Source organism: Croceitalea sp. MTPC6 (assembly GCF_036985525.1).
Classification (GTDB): domain Bacteria; phylum Bacteroidota; class Bacteroidia; order Flavobacteriales; family Flavobacteriaceae; genus Croceitalea.
This window is the reverse complement of record NZ_BTGR01000008.1, coordinates 62,440-78,200: the sequence shown is the minus strand read 5'-3', so window position 1 is coordinate 78,200 and position 15,761 is coordinate 62,440. Positions and strand designations below refer to the sequence as shown.

Genomic DNA, 15,761 nt, shown 5'->3' with positions numbered 1-15,761 from the left:
TTTGACTAACTTTGCATAACAGTAAATAAAGAAAACATGGCACTAGAAATAACAGACGCAACTTTTGATGAAGTTGTTTTAAAAAGCGATAAACCAGTAGTAGTAGATTTTTGGGCAGCTTGGTGTGGTCCATGCCGCATGGTAGGCCCAATCATTGATGAAGTTAGTACCGAATATGACGGTAAAGCCGTAGTTGGCAAAGTGGATGTGGATGCCAATCAGCAATTTGCTGCTAAATATGGAGTTCGTAATATTCCAACCGTATTGGTGTTTAAAGACGGTGAAATTGTAAGTCGTCAAGTAGGGGTATCACCTAAAAAAGTATATACTGACGCTATTGATGCTTTATTGTAATCACTAGTAATCGTTACATTTTAGAAAAGGTCTGGCAATTGTCAGACCTTTTTATTTTATCTTGGGATTATTAATGGACATTAAATCAGAACTTCACAAAGCAAAACTTTTTAACAACTTAGAGCTGTTAGCTAAACAAGTTGTAGAAGGTTTTATCAGTGGTATCCATAAAAGTCCATTTCATGGTTTTTCTGCAGAATTTGCCGAACATAAAATCTACAATACTGGTGAGAGTACCAAACACATAGATTGGAAACTTTTCGCCAGAACAGATAAGTTGTATACAAAGCGTTACGAAGAGGAAACCAACTTGCGGTGCCATATGATATTGGATAATTCTGCATCCATGTATTATCCTCAAGTCAAAAACTTATCTCTTGGCAACTTGAACAAGATAGGTTTTGGAGTTATGGCAATTGCTGCTTTGATGAATATTCTAAAAAAGCAACGCGATGCTGTTGGACTAAGTATTTATTCGGATAACTATAATTTTTACGTAAATGAGAAAAGTAGTGAGCGCCATTTTCAAATGTTATTGGATAAGTTAAACTCAGTCACAGCAGACACAAATCCCACAAAAGAAAGTAAAACTTACCATTACTTACATCAAATCGCTGAAAAACTGCATCGAAGAAGCTTAATTTTTCTGTTTTCAGATATGTTCCAAACCGAAGTAGAGGAAGAACGATTGTTTGAAGCACTCCGACATTTAAAATATAACAAACATGAAGTGGTCTTGTTCCATCTTTTAGATAGTGAACACGAGCTAGATTTTGATTTCGACAATTCCCCAAAACGCTTTGTTGACGTTGAAACCGGGAAGCATATAGATGTTTATTCAGAGAACGTTAAACAAGCCTATTCAAAAAAAGTGAAACATTATTTAAACGATTTAAAACTGAAATGTTCGCAATATAAAATCAAGTATGTCGGAGTAGATGTTCGCTCAGACTTTTCTAAAGTTCTGAATACGTTTATGACCGAACGACAAAAATTCTATTGATTTGAAAATTTTGTTTGTTCAAAAGAAAAAGTGAGTGTATATTTGCCCTCGCTTTGAGAGAGGCAATTTGAACAGGATTTGAATTCTGCTGTCGCAGGAGTCGTAAAGATAAAATCATTGGTCTGGTAGTTCAGTTGGTTAGAATACCTGCCTGTCACGCAGGGGGTCGCGGGTTCGAGTCCCGTCCAGACCGCAAAAGCCTCTATTTTTAGAGGCTTTTTTTATTTTAATTATCTGACTTTCAGTGTTATAAAAATGTTAAAGTTAAATAATTGTTAATCAGCGTGCTGCGTTCGTGCTGCATTTTTACCCCTTTTTTACTTCTTTGCAGCATTTTACACTACCCTACAATTGATAATAGCATTAATTGTAAAATGAAATAAAATCAATTTATCTTCTTACTTTTCTTTTTCTAAATTGAAATAAAGTGAGAATACAATACTGCTCCGATCTGCACTTAGAATTTGCCAAAAACAAAAGATGGCTATCGAATAACCCTTTAATACCTTCAGGAGAGATTCTTATTGTTGCCGGAGATACTCACTATCTGGGGAATGATTTTGAAAATCTTGATTTTTTTAAGTGGGCATCTGACTATTACCAACAAACCTATGTAATAGCCGGCAACCATGAATACTATGGCGGATATGACCTGTTGTCGCATAAAAAACCTTTTAAATGGGAATTACAGCGTAACGTGTTCTTTCTAAATAATCAATCTGTAAAAATAAATGATCTCAGGCTGCTATTTTCTACCTTTTGGAGTCATATACATGCTGAAAATAGAAACTCGGTATCTAGTGGGGTAAATGACTTCTATCATATCCGAATGGGGGATAGACGGCTGAGCGTCGATGATTTCAATCAGCTTCATGAGGAGGCTTTTGATTTTTTCAATCAAAACCTCGAAAATCATGTCGGTAAAACGATCGTGGTTACCCATCATTTGCCAACGCCATTGTGTAATTCCCCAGAATTCAAAGGCAGTTTACTCAACGATGCCTTTGTTGTTGATAAAACCGATTACATAACAACATCAAACATTGATTACTGGATTTATGGCCACGTACATAGAAACATTGGCTGCGGTATGGAGTTAGGAGGTACAACTATGTTGTGCAATCAATTGGGGTATGTTGATATAAATGAACATTTAGATTTTTCAAGAGATTGTTTTATTGAAATTGAATTATGAGATAGAACTTTATTTTTTTGGCAATTGATTTTTCCAAAAAATTACAAATAATCCTTATGCATTACAAACTTAACTATTTGATTCAATGTTTTTTACAAAATTCATAAAAAGCATTATCATATATCATATACTTAATATATCTTTGTGACACAACTATGAATCAAGACGAAAAAATTCCTTACTTCGAATATTTTATAAAATTATTAGTTGATTGGCATTCTGAAAAAGCAGGGACCGAAACTAATGATTTAAGTACTTTGAAAGTACTTAAACTTCTTTTTTTCGCATCTGCAGTTAATACAAAAGCGAATTCAGAGGATACTTTACTTGATACTGTATTCGACAAATACTATGCTATGCCTTATGGCCATGTAGAAAGTGATATCTACAGTTCAATCAGAAATAACAATTTCACAAATATTACTGTAAATAATCGAAATAGTACTATTACCCCAAACTCAAATATAGAATTGCCATCTCCAAAATTGAAAATAGATATTGATAAGGCTATCGAATCCTTAAAAACTTCTAACCCCAATATCATTTTGGCTAGTTCATTTGAACTAGTTGATTTAAGCCACTCATGGTACTCTTGGCAATACTATTATAATCTAGCAAAAAAACAAGGCTTAAATAGCATCCATATTCCTGTTTCTGAAATAAAGGAAGAAGAAAAAATCTTCATGCTTTAGCAAATCAAATAGTGCTTGAAAAGCTTAAAAAAAATACAACGCAAATTAGAATCTGAGTTTCCTGAAAATTGGCTAGTTGGTATGTCCGCTAAGCAGCTTAATGAGGACTACCCAGATTTAATCGATAAAGCAATAGATACTTCATTTGATTTATTTTGTGATTCACTATTGTCTGGTGAATATGTGAAAGCTGGTAGTAAAAAAACGAAGAAATCGCTAGACAATCTTGAAAAGTTCATTAACGAAAAATTTGATGAAATAGGAGAGGATGAACACATTCAAGAATTCCTTGAAAGTCAGATAAAACGTAAACTTGTAGATTTTTTAAGGAGGTTGATTTCATATTATAAAAATTTTGCTGCACACCTTTCCCTTTTAACTACATATCCTTTTCACGAAATTAGTTATAGCTCAGCAATTGATTTTAGAAGTAAAAATAATCTAGAATCAGAGTTGGGAAATAAAGTTAAGCTCTTTCTTCTCTACTTAGAGGTTCAGGTAATCGACCATTACTTTAATGATGAAGATTCTATTATTCAAAGGCTTTCCAGAATTTTAACTTTGCTAAAAAAATCTTCAACCCCGAGTAAAATAAAAACATCAGTAATTGAAAAAGTGAATTTCCTTAAGCACAAATGGATTGTAAGGCAATTTGTTTATTCAATGCTAGATGATTCTATTAGAAGTAAAGGATATATTTCTGATGGAGAAGTTAAAGAACATTTTGATGACGAAGAGTTTCATAGTCAAAACGAAATTTTAACTGAATGGGCTAAATATGCGGATAGCCACTATGAATTATTCAATCAGTGGAAGCAAAAAATAACGAAACATTCCCAACAATTAAAAGCAAAAGATTTATCAAAACTTAATTTAAAGGAAATACACACTTTAGTAAAATTTTATAAGGATGTACAAAAAAATCCTATAGAACTAAGAGGTATAGCTGACGTTCTTTTACAAAAAGAGAAAGGCATTAATGAAAAGGTTGATAAGCAAATTTATAGAAAGGCAATTATTTATGTGCTTAATAATCTATATTCTCTGGAGATTTCAATACCAGAATTAAATGAAAAAAAATTAAGTATTTTAAAGGTTGAAATAGAACAACTACAGAAGAAGTTTAGTATTGATAATTTTTTTGCGGATAAGAAATTTATAGATCACGAGTTAAGAAAAATTCAAATTGCTATTGACGAGCGTGAAATATTTAAAAACCTTACCCAAGAATCAAAACAATTAAAAAAACTGGAGCCTGTTATTAAACGTTGTAAGGAAAGAATGCAATGGGCATATAATCATCATAGTTTAATTTTTCAGCTTCCTTTTAAAGATTCAATTGTTCCTGTCACTTATCCTGAATTTAAAGGTATATATTATGCCTCAACATTCGTTTTGCCAATCCCCCAGTATACCAATCAAAAGGAATTTACAGAATTAGAGCTTCAATTTGATAAGCTAAACCTACTAACCAATTCGATAAAGGCAATTGGTGCTGAATTGCAAGAAATAACAGATTTAAAAGAGGAACTAAAAAACAATGATTTTAGGTCACTTGAAATTATAGGAATATTTACTGCCATCGTTACTTTTGTTATAGCATCTATTCCCGGTTTTCAGTTTATTGATTCTTTTGATAAAGCAATCTATTTTTATGCTGTTCTTGGTGCTTCGCTTTCAACAATGGTTCTTGTTTTACTTTTAATGAAAAGAGGTAGTCAGGTATTAGCAAAAAATTGGATAGCGTTATTTAGCTTAATTATTGTGATTATTGTAGGAATATTGCAATTCTATTTGGTTACCAAACCTTCTTAAAACAATTTTAGTTAATATCGAAAGTGAAATTAAGGTGAAGAAATACTCGTAATAAAATTCGCTACAATTCTTGTCTTTCTATAATCAACTCATATTTGACCACCCACACCTTTAAACTTCTCTACAAAAGACGAAATCTTCTGAAAAACGCTTTGTTTTTTAGTTAAGTATTGAGGGTTTAAAGGACTCATTTTAGGTAGAATTGAATTTAATTCTGTACCGTTTTCACTAGCATATTCACGTTTTAATGATGATAATATATAACGCTTAGCTGCATCTTGGTTAAGGTTTTCATTTTCAATTAAAACCGATGCTTCTACTTTTTGTTTTTCTTGAGCATAACCAAAAAAAGCGTCTATAATATTGGCCTTTTCTTTTATATCATCTAAATCTGTTTCTTTGATGAAATCTACTACTAAACTTTCCTTTGCTCTATTGCCGATACTGGCACGAATTACACGTCTTATTTCTTCTACTAATTCTGATTTGTCTTTAGTTTTCTTATTACTATCAAATATCAATTCAAGAATATAGTCTAAATTTATTTCTTGTGATTTTAATAGGTCTATTTCGAATACCACATCATCCCAATCAATATTTGATTCCTCTGCTTCGTTTCCGCTTCTCTCTCTTCTTAACCAATCACGAATATCATTATAAGTTGAACGATAATCTTGAATTGTACGGTCAGCAGGCAATTCAATCTTTTGCATTGCTGCTATGTCTTCATCTGTTACAAAGTGCGTTTCTTTGAATTCTTCAACAGATTTTTGGTCGTTTAAATCGATTGATTGTAGAGCCTTTAGGTTAGTGAACTCATCATAGTTCTGGAGTATGTTTTCAACTCGTAAGTATTCGCCAAATAGCTTTGTAAAGTCCTTTTTGTCTTTTTCGGTAGCTATCTCGTCAGGGTTCGGAAATTTTTCATTTAGCTCGTTTACTACTTCAATATATCCTCTTCGTGCTTCTCCTGTTGCAATATCTGTGAAGCCTTCTAAATATTCCTTGTAGCTTTTTTCTAATACTACGTTTTTGGTATTGCTGTCACCGAACAGCGTAATGGCATCAACAGTAGCTTTTTCTAAATCACGGAAGGTAATTATGTTACCAAATGTTTTCGTAGCGTCATAGATTCGATTGGTACGTGAGAAGGCTTGTATCAAACCATGATAACGCAGGTTCTTGTCAACAAACAGGGTATTCAGTGTTGGTGCATCAAAACCAGTTAAGAACATGCCAACTACTATCAGCAAATCAATTTCTTTATTCTTTACTCGTTTGGCAAGGTCACGGTAATAATTTTGGAATTCTTTGCTTTCAACGCCATAACTCGTTTTGAACATGGTGTTGTAATCATTGATGGCTTTGGTCAAGAATTCTTTTGCACTTTGATCCATTGCAGACGGCTCAAAGGTTTCGTCAACAATTTCACCAATGGCACTTTGTTCTTCGTTGGCTGCATATGAAAAGATAGTAGCTATCCTCAAAGGCTTTTCACTGTCTTTTTGGAGATTGTTCAGTTGGTCATAGTAGCATTTGGCCGCATCAACACTACTAACGGTAAACATGGCATTGAAACCTGTATTGCCTCCTCTCGTTCTATGTGTTTTTTGCCTGAAATTCTGTAAGATGTATTGTGATATTTCTTTGATGCGAACAGGGTGGAGTAAGGCTTTTTTGTTTTCTGCTGCACTTAGTTTTGTCTCATCAACCTCAGTTTCAATTCCTTTGAATTGAGGGCGGACGTCATTATAGTCCACTTTGAATTTGAGAACTTTCTCATCTCTTATTGCATCTGTAATTACGTACGAGTGTAATTCACGACCAAAGACGCTTGCTGTGGTTTCTGAACCTAAAGCATTTTCAGGAAAAATAGGCGTGCCTGTAAAACCAAATTGATAGTACTTCTTAAACTTCTTTTTAAGATTTTTTTGAGCCTCTCCAAATTGTGATCGGTGTGCTTCATCAAAGATGAATAAAACTTGTTTTTGATAAATAGAAAGATCACCTTCACTCTTCATCAGATTATTCAGTTTCTGAATGGTAGTGACTATAATCTTGTTATCCTCTTTTTCAATATTCCGTTTTAAACCTGCTGTACTATCTGAACCGTTCACACTATCAGGGGAGAATCGCTGATACTCTTTCATGGTTTGAAAGTCCAAATCCTTGCGATCAACCACAAAGAATACTTTGTCAACAAAATCAAGTTGGGTAGCAAGTCTTGCTGCTTTAAAACTGGTAAGGGTTTTACCCGAACCAGTAGTATGCCAAATGAAACCACCACTTTCATTTGTTGACCATTTCTTGGCTTGATACGAACTTTCTATTTTCCATAAGATTCTTTCTGTAGCTGCTATTTGATACGGTCTCATGACAAGGAGCGTATCACTTACATCAAATACGGAATAATTGACCAATACATTTAATAAGGTGCGCTTTTCGAAGAATGTAAGGGTAAAATCCTTTAAATCCTTTATCAAGGAATTATCAGCTTTAGCCCAATTCATGGTAAAGTCAAAGCTGTTCTTATCCCGTTTTACCGTGTTGGCAAAATAACGACTATCAGTACCGTTAGATATAACAAATACCTGTAAGTACTTAAACAATGAGTTTTCACTATTGAAGCTCTCTTTACTGTAGCGATGCACTTGATTAAAAGCTTCACGAATGGCAACTCCACGCTTTTTTAATTCTACTTGAACAAGTGGTAAGCCATTTACTAAAATGGTAACATCATATCGATTGGAATGTGCCCCTTTCTGTTCGAATTGTGAGATTACCTGAACTTTGTTGCGAACGATGTTCTTTTTGTCCAGTAAATAGATGTTTTGGATATGTCCATCATCAAATACAAAGTCGTAAATAAAATTATCGTGTATTTTTCTAGTCTTGTCTAAAATGTTGTCTCCGGGTTTATCTAAATATTCCTCAACAAAACGTGCCCACTCTCCATCTTTAAACTCCATGTCATTAAGCGCCTGTAATTGCTCTTTAACATTGGCCAACATGGCTTCAAGGGTGTTTAGGTTCATAGGATTGTCATATCCCTGACTAATCAAATCTTGGATAAACTCTCGCTCAAGTGCAGATTCCGTTTGATAGCTCACGGGAGCTTCATTTACTTCTGAATACTTCGTGTATTTGTTTAATACGATGAAGTTATTTGATTCCGCTATGGTTTTATACTGTGACATTCTCTTGATTTTCAACTTCCATAATTGTTGGTTTAAAGCGGTATAGCTTTATGATTATTTCTTTAACCAAGAAACCCAAAACTCTTTTGTCATTAGCTTCCAGTATTGAAACCTCTTCTCCGTGGTGTTTTGAATGGCTCGACAAATTGATGATGCGATTGTAATATGATTCACGGGCATCACTTGGTAGGAGCTCCTCCCATTTATTGAAGCCAAGAAAAGTAGAGGCCTTCTCGAATATGTTTCGGAGAAAGTTAAAATGGTATTTCTGAATTTCGCCCGATTCAATTGCTTTTTCAAGTTCTGCTAAAAGAAATAAGTGATAAGAAAATGGCGAATCTTTTGGTTGATCAATAAGGTCAAAAGTGCTATCAATTAATTTTTCTAAACGCCATTTTCTAGTTCTACTTACTCTATTAAATTCATTGAAGATTACATTGTAAAATAGTGGGTTGTGTGTAGTGATAATGAACTTCAATTCAGATGTGCTGGATTTAATCAACTTAGCAATGTCAACGGCTAATTCAATTAAATGTGTATCATCTAATGAGCTGACAGGGTCGTCAATGAAAACATACTGCAAATCATTAAATTGATTCGTTTCACGTTCAGCTACTTCAGCTACATTCAAAACATTAATTGTTTGCTCTAATAAACTGTAGAAAACGCTCCATACAAAGCAACTCTCTTCTCCCTTTGAAATTTTCACATCTCTTGAACCAGATTCGTCACCCGTTTCAAATGAGAAATGCACCTCAGAATATTCAGGAACAACTATATCCTTATTTTCCTTATCCTTGATGGTATACTGTTCATTAAAACGAGGTGTTAGCTTATCGTTGGTATAGCGTTGAAAATGGCTTGTGATGTTAGGTTCTTGGCCTTGTTCGAGAAGAATCCATTTGGTATAACTATTTGGTTGAATCATTAGCTTTCTATCGTTATCATATTCCAAATCGTTGTCCCAATAGAATAAATCTTCGGTGAATGCATTGTAGTAAAGTACTTTGATGCCAGATTCACCTTCGGCATCAGGGTCTTTTGGTGCAATTAAATCTTTAAACTCACGAGATAACCGTGTTTTTCCAGAACCATTAAATGCATAAATCAGTTGCATTTTTTTATCTGCGTCTCTTAGAGTTTGCGCTATTTCTGGTAAAGATTGTCCCATGTTACACTTCTATATTTTCTTTGGGGAAGGTTAATAACATACCTCGATAATATTCATACTGCTTTTGTCTAAGCTCTATCTCCTTTGGGAGCCCTTCACTTATAGAGCTGGTGAGCACATCAAATTTGTCAAGGATTGAAACAATGCGTTCTTGTTCCTTTTTTGAAGGAACTGGAATAACGACCTTACTTAAGCCTTTTGAATTAATCGCAGAAATTTTACCCGAAGAAATGTGTTTTCTTATTTGGTCATGATACTGTCTTGTGCGGGTAAAATAAGCTACATATTTGGGGTGTAAAGGACTTCTATATGAAAAACAAGCATCGTGAATAACAACACCTTCATCACCTAACCAAGCCGTTCCTTTTCCAAGATCTTCAATTGTTTCACCTGCTGCAACAATTACTACATCTCCTTTTTCTGCTATTCTTAGATTTTTGTTCTTAACTAGTTCTTCGCTAACGAAAGATTTAGTTTCTGCTGCCCAAGTACCATAGTGCGTATACATTTCACCATAATGAATAGTGGGTATTCCTTCAGAGATTAAATCGGCTCTTACAAAACGTTTGCCTCTTTGAAATTCCCCAATTTCATTTAGCGATTTCATATCTGCTTCTCCATTTTCAAAACAGAACAATTGCTCACGATAATAACTATACTGCTGCTTACGTGCTGTAAGCTCTGCTGTAAGCTCTGCTGTAAGCTCTGCTGTAAGCTCTGTAAAAGAATCAAGAATACGAACGATTTCTTTTTGGATTTCGAGAGGTGGGATGGGAATTTGGATAAGATTCAAAATTGCCTGAGTTAAACTCGGTCTTCCGGACCCTGTATCTAATTTTATTAAATCCAAAGTTTTCATGAAATAATAAAAAAACTTAGGAATAATTTGATTAGTGTCAATTTCAGTGTAATAAATTGTATCCACATTCCAAAAAGGAGTTTCAACATAAAATATATTTGTAATTGAACCCTTCCGTGGTATTAATACTGTTGGTTTGTTATATGCGTAAGTATTTACAAAGTTCATAATCCCACCTGAACCATAAACAGGAATCTCTCCTGGACTTAATTTCTTCCAATCTTTCCCATTCTTAATATTTACAACCTCCCCTAGCATCTTCCACTCCAATTTCACACCCTCTAACAAATTGCTAAAATCACTCATGCTTCAATCTCCTTTACTATTCTATCTATATCGGCACGAAGCATTTTTATTTTCTCCGCCGTTTTTGCGAGCTCTTTGTTAAGCTCAACGATATCAATCTTCTCCCGATTATCCTTCGCTTCCACATAAGAACTCACCGATAGATTGTAATCGTTTTCAGCAATTTTGCTATTGTCTATAGAGGTTGCCACATGAGCTATTTCTTCTTTACTATCGAACATTTTCATCACCTTTTCAATGTGCATATCGGTCATCACATTGTTATTGGTTACTTTTTTAAAGAAATCTTCATCGCTTGCATCTATGAACTGTGTTTTATTTTCGGTTTTATGCTTGGAAAGTACCAGAAGGTTGACGGCTATTGATGTTCCATAAAAAAGGTTAGGAGCTAAGGAGATAACACTTTCTACATAGTTGTTATCAACCAAGTATTTTCGAATCTTTTGTTCTGCACCACCGCGATAGAAAATACCAGGGAAACAAACAATGGCAGCCCGCCCTTTGCTAGATAAGTAACTCAGTGCATGCAGCACAAAAGCAAAATCGGCTTTTGACTTTGGAGCAAGAACACCAGCAGGAGCAAAACGGTCATCATTAATCATGGTAGGGTCAGCATCACCAATCCATTTTACAGAATAAGGAGGATTGGATACTATGGCATCAAATGGCTTTTCATCCGCTAGCTGTGGGTTCCTCAGGGTGTCACCTAATACAATGTGAAACTTGTCGTAATTGATGTTGTGCAAAAACATATTCATACGAGCAAGATTGTAGGTAGTATGGTTTACTTCTTGCCCGAAGAAACCTTCTTCAATGATGTGATCATCAAAATGTTTTTTGGCTTGTAGAAGTAAAGATCCTGAACCTGCTGCTGGGTCATAAATTTTGTTCACGGTTGTTTGCCCATGCATTGCCAATTGAGCAATGAGTTTGGAAACGTGAACAGGAGTGAAGAATTCACCGCCCGATTTTCCTGCATTGGCGGCATAATTACCAATTAGAAATTCATAAGCATCACCAAAAAGTTCTATTTCGCTCTCTTCAAATTTTCCAAAATTCAGCTCTTCAACACCTTTAATAACAGATGCTAATCGGCTGTTTTTGTTTTCAACGGTATTACCAAGTCGTGAACTAGTTGTATCAAAATCAGTAAACAATCCTTTTATATCTTGCTCTGATGGATAGCCATTTGCAGAACTTTCAATAGCATCAAAAATCGCTTTTAAGTCCGTATTGAGATTTGAATTTGTATTTGCAGTTTTGGCAACATTGACAAAAAGTTGGCTCGGATAGATAAAGTAGCCCTTTGTCTTTACCGCGTCATCTTTTATTTCCGGTGTAATCACATCATCCGTCAAGTTTGGATAGTTTACACTATCGTCACCACCTTCAATGTAAATGGTGAAATTCTCGCTAATGAATCGGTAGAACAGTGTGCCTAATACAAACTGTTTAAAATCCCATCCATCTACAGAGCCACGCACATCGTTGGCTATTTTCCAGATTTTGGCTTGTAATTCGGCTCTTTGGTTTATGCTTGTCATTTTTGGTTTTCTATTTTTTATCTAACGGCAAAACAATTTTTGAAAGAGATAGGGTAATTATTACTCTCATTTACATCATTTTAGTTATGAGTTCATTTGTCAGCCACCCAAAAGCGGCTTTTTGGTCATATTTTATCTCTGGTCGCAATAAAGCCTCCATATCTCCTGTAAAATTCAGGTCTTTTTCCTTTTCTTCCATATTCAGCAGAAATTCTTTTTGGCTTGGTGGTTTACCCACAGAGAACGCCATATAGTCCTTAAAGCATTGGATGATAGCTTCGTGGTCTAAACCTAAATGCAGTCTGGAATAGTCTAAATCAAATAAATCCCTTCCCTTACTACGTTGATATAACGCTCTCAACTTAGTGCCTAAAAGTTCATTTATACTATAGGTCCTAATACTAGCCTTACCAGTAAACCAATCACTTTTTACTTCAAAAGGAAATTCAACCCATGGCAATACATTAAAATGCTCTTTACAGTTAATCTCTAATTTAAGTCGCAACCGAATATCTTCATATTCAGAGGTAAAGCGATACAAAGCTTTTGCACCATGGCCACTAACTTTGGTATTACGAGGTTCCTCAAAAAAGGTGATGACTTCGTTAATACGTTCCATTATCGGTTTAATTGGACCGGGTTTAATTTGAACCAAATCTATATCTTCGGAATACCTTGGTGCAGGATGCAGATATAATTTATGCAAGGCCGTACCACCTCTAAATGCCAAATGCTCCCTTAAGAAATCATCCGAAAATAGTTCTACCAGAGTTCTGCTAATTACCAAATCTTGTTCTACCTGTGAAAATGATTTCCAAGGAGCATGCTCTTGCCAAGCTGCTAGGTGGGGTCTCGGTATCATATATCGCTCTCTAAAATAAGGTTAACGTCTACTTTCCATCTGTTATCTACTGCTCCTGGCTTTTGTCTTGATTCTGGACTTAACAAAACAGGATAAAATTTCGTTGACTCGAAGTATTCAAATAGCAAATCAATTAATGGATTATCAGGGTGAAGATCTTCCAATAAATATCCGAATCTTTGCAACGTACTTTTATGGGGATACCAACTAAGTAGGTCTTTCAAATAAATATCAGTCATTTCCTCTATTAACTCCTCGATTACCGACAGCATTCTATTTAATCCTCCCAATTTGTTTTGGTAATGAATCAGGTCTACTGCCGTTAAAACCGGGTCGGAAATTTTGTACGTTCCTGCATCTGCTTTTTTTATACGTATATTTTTTTCGGGCCAATTTGCCGTTGTAAAAAAACGTAAATCTGTAGCCCCTCTATTTATATCAAGTAAGGTTGGTTTGGTAGTAATAATATAATCACGTTGAACCTGTTGATGACTTGCACCATGAAACTTAGCTGCGGAATATAGACCCAAATAATAAGGGCGATTGAGATTTTTAAACAGATTCTCAATATATAGCTGTACAGGTAATTTGCCTTGTTTAGAGTACCGAGGAGGAATGATTAAATAAAATCCTCTCCTCAGAGGCATAATGTCTCCCTTTTTTGTCAAGTAAGACAAATCAGTTGTTAAAGCTTCTTTTTCTTTATGTGTAACCGCTTGAAGCTCCTCTGTAGAAAATGAGTACTCTTCTAAAGAAAGTTTTTCTTTTATGTAGTCAGCTAAATACACTTATAGTAATTTTCCGAGTAAGTTAGCAATAATTACTAATCATCTCGCATTTTTACTAAAACATTTTAATCATGCTTAAAAAAATATACACCCGACAAGAATTATTTGACCTTGTTTGGAATGAACCTTTAAGTAAACTAGCTACAAAGTTCAACATCGAAACCCAATATCTTAAAGACATTTGCTTAGAAAACAACATACCGTTGCCTACTAGAGGCTATTGGTCTAAAGTCAGGTTCAATAAGGAAATAGAAAAAATTACCCTACCAAAAATTGAAAACAAGAATCCTAAAATAAACCTTGATCCTAGGCAACAACATAAAAAATTTAAAACCGATTACCATAGAAGGGCTTTTGAACTTGAACAGCGGAGAGATTTAAATTTTAAAGTGCCGGCAAGAATCTCAACGTATCATCCATTAATCATGACTTCAAAGAAACTCCTGGAAAAAATAGACAATAGCGAGAAAAGACTTAGATACTGGGAAGTCGCAAATGAAAACGACTTATTACCCATTCATACAGACTTGAAACATAGAGACAGAGCATTACGGTTTATGGACACTTTAATAAAAATCGTGGAAGCCATGGGATGTAAAATTGTATTTTATTGTAATAGTGCACACGTTGAGATGTTTGGTCAAAAAACAGAAATAAACCTAAGGCAGAAGGTATATAGAATAAGAAATAAAGATGAAAGCGGATGGAGCAGAGAATCTTGGGAAAAGTCTGATAAACTTGAATTTCAGGCTGGCCCTTCATTCAATCAAAAAAAATGGATTGATAATACAAAACGAAAACTTGAAGAATGTCTACCCGAAATAATAGCCTGGATAGAAAAGGACTGCAAATATTGGCATGACCTAAGGACAGAACAGGCCATTGAAGAGAATAAGAGATTGCTACAGGAACAAAAACTAGAGGCCCTAAAAAAAGCCAAAGAATCAGAGCAGGCAAAAGTGAACCAATTATTTATTGATGCAGAAAATTGGAATAAAGCAAAAGTAGCTGAGCACTATATAAGCGCAATGGAAGAACAAGCTGTACAAAAAAACGAGATGAATTCGAATACCAAGGACTACATATCCTGGGCAAGAGAAGTCATTAAAAAATTAAATCCGCTAAGTGATAGTAATTGGTCAGAGCAATAAAGCCGGGGCACAATTAATATCGATGCTTACTAATTCTTTTAAATTTACCTGTGTAGTAGGCAGGTTTATGGCCAGCTTTAACTGAAAAGGTTTAAGAATGAAATGATTATTCCATTACAGGCAGTAATAATCTATTTCTTCCAAAATCTGTTCTGAAGTATATTCATCGACTAGAGATAAATCCAATTCTGTAGCAAAGTTGATTAAGAAATTCTCTAGCACGTGAATGGTGTCTTGTATTAAACCGCTATCATTTGGCTCATAAATTTTAAAGGCCAATTCCCTACCAAATTTTCTATCGAATTCACTTTCGTTGAACGGGTCGTCATTACATTCAAATTCATCCAAATAGCAGAGGTAGTTTTTGTTAAGTACCCAAAAGTATAAAGCGGTAAGTTCTTCTTTATTGAGAGCCGTAAAGAAACTCCATACATACGCTGAAAGTTCAAGTTCAATTTCGGGAGGGTTTGTATCCATCCCATAATAATTAACACTTTGAATTAAATCGGTGACAACTTCAGCTTGGTCCCCTGACTTAAAAGCGAATTTCATCAATAATTTTTTCAAGACTATTTTTTGAGTGTAATCAATTACGACTGCATTCATTTCGTCTGTTACTAACAATTGATCGTCAATCGTAATCATTCTAATTTATGTTCTTCGGTAAGGCAGTTATTGTCAAAGTCTTTTCCGCGACGTTTTTAGTAAAAAGTTAGGTGGTAAAAACAATCTTTTGGCGTGCTTGATGGGGTTTTCTTCTATTCGCTATTCTGTGGTCATTTAAAGCTTTAAATAATTGCGCGCTACGAAATTTACCACCGCAT

At 34.7% G+C, this 15,761-nt stretch carries 13 protein-coding genes and 1 tRNA gene; 7 read left to right on the top strand and 7 right to left on the bottom strand.

The window, feature by feature from the left end; translation table 11 throughout:
* Positions 1-36: 36 nt before the first annotated feature.
* From trxA to AACP56_RS14145, 6 genes are all read left to right on the top strand, one after another.
* On the top strand, positions 37-354 hold the full coding sequence (gene trxA, locus AACP56_RS14170; RefSeq protein ID WP_339337500.1) for a thioredoxin: 318 nt from the start codon (positions 37-39) through the stop codon (positions 352-354).
* A gap of 73 nt (positions 355-427) precedes the next feature.
* Complete coding sequence (locus AACP56_RS14165) at positions 428-1,357, top strand: DUF58 domain-containing protein (RefSeq protein WP_339337501.1); 930 nt, start codon at positions 428-430, stop codon at positions 1,355-1,357.
* Positions 1,358-1,476: 119 nt separating this feature from the next.
* A tRNA-Asp gene (locus AACP56_RS14160) sits at positions 1,477-1,550 on the top strand.
* A gap of 234 nt (positions 1,551-1,784) precedes the next feature.
* Positions 1,785-2,552 (top strand): metallophosphoesterase, encoded by a 768-nt coding sequence (locus AACP56_RS14155; protein ID WP_339337502.1) that lies wholly within the window; start codon positions 1,785-1,787, stop codon positions 2,550-2,552.
* A gap of 155 nt (positions 2,553-2,707) precedes the next feature.
* The gene (locus AACP56_RS14150) at positions 2,708-3,244 is read left to right on the top strand and encodes a type II toxin-antitoxin system antitoxin SocA domain-containing protein (protein WP_339337503.1); all 537 of its coding nucleotides are present in this window, start codon (positions 2,708-2,710) and stop codon (positions 3,242-3,244) included.
* 15 nt (positions 3,245-3,259) lie between these two features.
* Positions 3,260-5,059 (top strand): hypothetical protein, encoded by a 1,800-nt coding sequence (locus AACP56_RS14145; RefSeq protein ID WP_339337504.1) that lies wholly within the window; start codon positions 3,260-3,262, stop codon positions 5,057-5,059.
* Positions 5,060-5,148: 89 nt separating this feature from the next.
* On the opposite strand, the gene AACP56_RS14140 is transcribed toward AACP56_RS14145, so the two are convergent.
* The 6 genes from AACP56_RS14140 to AACP56_RS14115 form a co-directional block, all read right to left on the bottom strand.
* Complete coding sequence (locus AACP56_RS14140) at positions 5,149-8,256, bottom strand: HsdR family type I site-specific deoxyribonuclease (protein WP_339337505.1); 3,108 nt, start codon at positions 8,254-8,256, stop codon at positions 5,149-5,151.
* Positions 8,243-9,427, bottom strand: a complete 1,185-nt coding sequence (locus AACP56_RS14135) for an AAA family ATPase (protein WP_339337506.1) — start codon at positions 9,425-9,427, stop codon at positions 8,243-8,245. The genes AACP56_RS14140 and AACP56_RS14135 overlap by 14 nt, the downstream gene beginning before the upstream one ends.
* Before the next feature lies 1 nt (position 9,428).
* Entirely contained in the window at positions 9,429-10,592 is a 1,164-nt protein-coding gene (locus AACP56_RS14130; protein ID WP_339337507.1) for a restriction endonuclease subunit S, read from the bottom strand.
* Complete coding sequence (locus tag AACP56_RS14125; protein WP_339337508.1) at positions 10,589-12,136, bottom strand: type I restriction-modification system subunit M; 1,548 nt, start codon at positions 12,134-12,136, stop codon at positions 10,589-10,591. Before AACP56_RS14125 ends, AACP56_RS14130 begins: the two co-directional genes overlap by 4 nt.
* A 70-nt stretch (positions 12,137-12,206) precedes the next feature.
* Entirely contained in the window at positions 12,207-12,998 is a 792-nt protein-coding gene (locus AACP56_RS14120; RefSeq protein ID WP_339337509.1) for a nucleotidyl transferase AbiEii/AbiGii toxin family protein, read from the bottom strand.
* Positions 12,995-13,786 carry a type IV toxin-antitoxin system AbiEi family antitoxin domain-containing protein gene (locus AACP56_RS14115; RefSeq protein ID WP_339337510.1) on the bottom strand — a complete coding sequence of 264 codons (792 nt, stop codon included), beginning with the start codon at positions 13,784-13,786 and terminating at the stop codon, positions 12,995-12,997. Before AACP56_RS14115 ends, AACP56_RS14120 begins: the two co-directional genes overlap by 4 nt.
* A gap of 71 nt (positions 13,787-13,857) precedes the next feature.
* On the opposite strand from AACP56_RS14115, the gene AACP56_RS14110 reads away from it, so the two are divergent.
* Entirely contained in the window at positions 13,858-14,937 is a 1,080-nt protein-coding gene (locus AACP56_RS14110) for a hypothetical protein (RefSeq protein WP_339337511.1), read from the top strand.
* Between the two features lie 114 nt (positions 14,938-15,051).
* On the opposite strand, the gene AACP56_RS14105 is transcribed toward AACP56_RS14110, so the two are convergent.
* A complete protein-coding gene (locus tag AACP56_RS14105) occupies positions 15,052-15,582 on the bottom strand; it encodes a hypothetical protein (RefSeq protein ID WP_339337512.1) in 531 nt (176 codons plus the stop codon).
* Between the last annotated feature and the right edge of the window lie 179 nt (positions 15,583-15,761).

What these genes read in the sequence shown, in the direction of transcription:
- trxA (WP_339337500.1), top strand. Translation starts at nt 37, where the DNA reads ATGGCACTAGAAATAACAGACGCAACTTTTGATGAAGTTGTTTTAAAA.
- AACP56_RS14165 (WP_339337501.1), top strand. Translation starts at nt 428, where the DNA reads ATGGACATTAAATCAGAACTTCACAAAGCAAAACTTTTTAACAACTTA.
- AACP56_RS14150 (WP_339337503.1), top strand. Translation starts at nt 2,708, where the DNA reads ATGAATCAAGACGAAAAAATTCCTTACTTCGAATATTTTATAAAATTA.
- AACP56_RS14140 (WP_339337505.1), bottom strand. Translation starts at nt 8,256, where the DNA reads ATGTCACAGTATAAAACCATAGCGGAATCAAATAACTTCATCGTATTA.
- AACP56_RS14135 (WP_339337506.1), bottom strand. Translation starts at nt 9,427, where the DNA reads ATGGGACAATCTTTACCAGAAATAGCGCAAACTCTAAGAGACGCAGAT.
- AACP56_RS14130 (WP_339337507.1), bottom strand. Translation starts at nt 10,592, where the DNA reads ATGAGTGATTTTAGCAATTTGTTAGAGGGTGTGAAATTGGAGTGGAAG.
- AACP56_RS14125 (WP_339337508.1), bottom strand. Translation starts at nt 12,136, where the DNA reads ATGACAAGCATAAACCAAAGAGCCGAATTACAAGCCAAAATCTGGAAA.
- AACP56_RS14120 (WP_339337509.1), bottom strand. Translation starts at nt 12,998, where the DNA reads ATGATACCGAGACCCCACCTAGCAGCTTGGCAAGAGCATGCTCCTTGG.
- AACP56_RS14110 (WP_339337511.1), top strand. Translation starts at nt 13,858, where the DNA reads ATGCTTAAAAAAATATACACCCGACAAGAATTATTTGACCTTGTTTGG.
- AACP56_RS14105 (WP_339337512.1), bottom strand. Translation starts at nt 15,582, where the DNA reads ATGATTACGATTGACGATCAATTGTTAGTAACAGACGAAATGAATGCA.